We start from the raw sequence: 4521 nt of genomic DNA on the forward strand, positions 1-4521 counted from the left end.
TACAGGAAATAATTTTTTCCTTCCCCCAATTTATCGCTGTTCCCCAATAGCCGGCACTCCGCCGGCTTTTTTTATGTGGTCTATAAGTACTTTATCTGCCCGGGTAAAATCCATTTCCTCAAGCTCTTCAATTTTAAACCAGCCTATTTGCTGATGTTCCAGAGGTTCAGGCTCACCTTTTTTAATTTTGCACCAGAAGGGATATAAACGAATCACAAAATCAACATACGCTTCTGTTATGCTTTCAAGCTGCTCGAGTACCTGCACCTCAATATTGAGCTCTTCATCAAGCTCCCGCTTAATGCCTTCACTCAACAGTTCACCTGAGCGAATCTTTCCACCCGGAAACTCCCATTTACCTCCATGTTTTTTTGCATCAGGCCGCTGACAGGCGAAGTATCGTAATCCATCGGAAATAATTGCGCAAGTTACCACAAGCCGTTCTTTATCCATACTATTTTTAGTTTACATGAACGTCAATCCAAAAATACAGTTATAATCGAAAATTATTCAATTTTGGATACAGTGAAAAATAATATAAATTGCATTAAAGAATCAAATTTATGAAAAAAAGTTGCCTGATATTGATAACATTGTTGCTGCTATGTGCAGTAAAAAATGTAAACGGGCAACAATATAACTTTCATCACTACAATGTAGAAAACGGATTTCCACAGGCCAATGCAGACGAAATAATACAGGACCATCTTGGCTATATTTGGATCACTACCCAGGTGGGTGCCGTAAGATTTGATGGTACCGATTACCATATCTTAAACGAAGAAAACGGCTTGCCAAACAACCTGACATCTACATTATACCTCGACAGCAAAAACCAGCTCTGGATAGGAACGCGCAAAGGCCTGGCTTTATACAATTACGACACCATCGTTGCATTCGGGAAAAAACACGGCCTTGTTGGCAATTGGGTCAGGCACGTTTGGGAAGATAAATATGGCAAACTTTGGGTAATGACCGACAAAGGACTCTGTTTTAAAAACGATACTGTTTTTGAATGTATCAATTTGCCCATACCGGATCAAACTATACAGTGTCATGTGCAAAAAGACAACCACATTATTTTAGGCACAACATCAGGGCTTATTAGGCAAACCGGTGATACAACATTTGAAATAATACAGCCAGAATTACGATCATATAGCATAGAAGACATTGATTATGACACAACTGGAAGTCTCTGGATAGCAACGCAGAAAAACGGGCTTTATCGCATTACAAACAACCGCATAAAAAAAATTCAGAATCAAAACACAATTAACTCCCCGGCTACCAGGGAATTACTTTGCGACAATAATGGAGAAATGTGGGTAGGAACCGAGGGGAATGGAATGTTCCGCTACGATGGAAAACAATTTCACCAGTATTCCACCCGGAACGGTATGTTTAACTCATCTGTTTTGGAGTTGGTACAAGACAAAGAGGGCAACATATGGATTGGTGGAAGAAATGGTATTGTTGTGTACAACCCCACCAACCCTTTCACCCATTATCCAATGGCAAATAAGGGTAACAAAGAGACGGTTTTCGGCATGCTCCTGGACAGCAAACACAATTACTGGTTTGCATCATATGGTGGAGGATTGTCAAAATACGATGGTGAAAAGTGGACTTATTATACAAAAAAAGATGGTCTGGGTGACAACAGGTTATTTTCTTTGCTCGAAGACCCAAAACACAACATATGGATTTCCACAGCCGGCCATGGTATTGTAAAATTCAACGGACACAAATTTGAAGTATTCGACTCAGATAATGGTTTTCTCAATGCCCGGGTTTTTAAAATCATTCAGGATAACGACCAGAATATATGGGCCTGCACGCAATTCGAAGGTATTGCAAAATACGATGGTCATAAATTCAGGCAGTATACAACTGACGATGGCCTGCCGGACAACTCTGTTATGAGCGCTGAGCTCGACACATCAGGTAACATATGGTTTGGAACCATAGGTAATGGAATATTTATCAGGAAAGACAATAAATTTATCGTTCCACAAATAAACACCGACGCCAAACCCACCTACATCAGGAGCATAGTGCGCGACAGCACAGGCACAATATGGCTTGGCACAGCTTCGATGGGTGCATGCCGGCTGACTAAACAAAAAAATGGCTCGTATAATTTAGAATCGTTCACAACTAAGGATGGACTCAATTCCGATAATATTTACTTCCTTTTTTGCGATGACAATGACCAGATATGGGCCGGAACAGAAAAAGGAATCAACCGGATTACATTCGACAGGCAAAGGGAAATAAAGCAAATATACACTTATGGCAAAGCTGAAGGATTTAAAGGAGTAGAAACTTCTATAAACGGAGCCATGATGGACCACATGGGCAACCTTTGGTTTGCTTCAATTATTGGTGCCACCAAATATGAACCCGGTGTCGAACAACAAAACAACGTCGAACCACAAACACACATCACAGGTCTGAAGCTTTTTTATCAAAATACCAACTGGGAAACATTCACTGACAAAACCGATGTACACCAGCTACCCGTTGGGCTTAAGCTTGCGCACAATCAAAACCACCTCACGTTTCAATTCGATGCCTTAAGTTTCACCAACCCTGACCAGGTTTTCTATCAATATAAACTTAAAGGATTAGACAGCAAATGGTCGCCCAAAACACGCATAAAAGAAGCTGTTTATGCCAACATTCCCCCAGGAGATTATACTTTTATGGTTAAGGCCTGCAACAACGATGGTTTGTGGAACAAACAGGCCACTAAATTCAGCTTTGAAATCACACCTCCATTTTGGCAAACAACCTGGTTTTATATCGTAGCATCACTGACATTGGTGTTTCTAATAATTTTTTACATACATTTCCGCATTAGCCAATATAAAAAAGCCCAGCACATATTGGAGCAAAAAGTAGAAGACAGAACAAAAGAAATAGCCCAGCAAAAAAACGAAATTCAAGAAAAAAATGAAGAACTGAACCAACGTAACGAAGAGATTGCTGCACAAAGAGATGAAATTGAGGAACAAAAAAACCGGATAGAAGATCTTTTTAGAGACCAAACCAATAGCATTAAATATGCCAGGCATATACAAAAAGCCATCTTACCAAATACTACGCTCTTTAAAGAAGAGCTTAAAAACCATTTCATATTTTTCCGCCCCCAAAGCATTGTGAGTGGTGACTTTTATTACATTGCCATTCACCGCGAATGGATCATTATTTCTGCAGTAGACAGCACAGGACATGGGGTTCCCGGCGGGTTTATGAGCATGCTCGGCATGTCGTTCATGAACGAAATTATATATTCTATGCAGGATATCCAGGTAGACATCGTGCTTAATAAACTTCGCAAATACATAATTAGATCGCTAAAACAAAAAGGCAAGCCCGGCGAACACAAGGAAGGACTCGAAATGGCCCTGATTGCCATTAATAAAAGAACCCTTGAATGCCAGTATGCAGGAGCAAGCAGCCCACTATTATTGGTCAGAAATAATAGTAAAAAACCACCAAATGCAGAGAAAGCACAAACCGTTGAGGCAAATACACTTTACAGGTTTACGCCCGATAACATGCCCATATCCATCTATCCTAAAATGCAACCTTTCCGGAAACACACCTTCAATTTAATTAAGGGCGATAAACTTTACCTTTTCACCGATGGTTTTATAGACCAATACGGAGGACAAAATATTAAAAAAGTATCGAGCAAGCAATTTCAGCAATTAATTCTTAAAACTGCCACATTAGAAATGCCTGAGCAAAAAAAGCAACTGATAACTTTTTATGACAATTGGAAAAGCAACCAACTCCAAATTGATGATGTACTCGTACTGGGCCTGGAAATTTAGGTTCATATGTTTATAATTTTGATTTCAAGGCTCATAACCTGTCCCGCCAAAGGCGTGATGAACTCACTATGATGAATCAAATTTCCGTCACACATGGTTTTTACTTCCATTTATAATCAATGGGTAGATTCATAAAGAATTACGGTCAACAAACGGCAAAATTCACGAACTAGCATTATTTTTGCTTAATGAAATCCATGCAATCAACTCCAAAACCTGATTACACCAAATGGCTCCCGACCACAATTAAAGAAACACGCCTGCAAGGCTGGGAAGAAGCTGATGTGGTGTTATTTTCAGGCGATGCATATGTCGACCATCCGGCTTTCGGAGCTGCTGTAATTGGCCGAATTATTGAACACGAAGGGTTTAAAATAGCCATTGTCCCCCAGCCCAACTGGCAAGATGACCTACGCGATTTTAAAAAATTTGGCCGTCCCAACCTGTTTTTCGCCGTTACTGCCGGCAGCATGGACAGCATGGTGAACCATTATACTGCTGCAAAAAGACGCAGAAGTGACGATGCCTACACGCCGGGAGGAAAAGCCGGGTTCAGACCTGATTATGCAGTGGCAACATATACTCAAATACTAAAAAAACTCTACCCGGAAACACCTGTAATTATTGGTGGAATAGAGGCCTCAATGCGACGACTTACCCATTATGATTACTGGTC

The 4521-nt window shown here is 40.5% G+C and carries 2 protein-coding genes and 1 pseudogene; 2 read left to right on the plus strand and 1 reads right to left on the minus strand.

Going from position 1 to position 4521, the window contains the following annotated elements:
* Window positions 1–30 precede the first annotated feature (30 nt).
* Window positions 31–453, minus strand: a complete 423-nt coding sequence (locus VJ937_RS09165) for a (deoxy)nucleoside triphosphate pyrophosphohydrolase (protein WP_324066598.1) — start codon at window positions 451–453, stop codon at window positions 31–33.
* Between the two features lie 110 nt (window positions 454–563).
* Between VJ937_RS09165 and VJ937_RS09170 the strand changes: the two genes are divergently transcribed.
* Window positions 564–3845: a two-component regulator propeller domain-containing protein gene (locus VJ937_RS09170; protein ID WP_324066599.1), complete on the plus strand. Its 3282-nt coding sequence runs from the start codon at window positions 564–566 to the stop codon at window positions 3843–3845.
* A 188-nt stretch (window positions 3846–4033) separates the two neighbouring features.
* Window positions 4034–4521 (plus strand): annotated as a pseudogene (locus VJ937_RS09175) (YgiQ family radical SAM protein); the annotation flags it as partial.

Source organism: Salinivirga sp., from assembly GCF_035268865.1.
Lineage (GTDB): Bacteria > Bacteroidota > Bacteroidia > Bacteroidales > Salinivirgaceae > Salinivirga.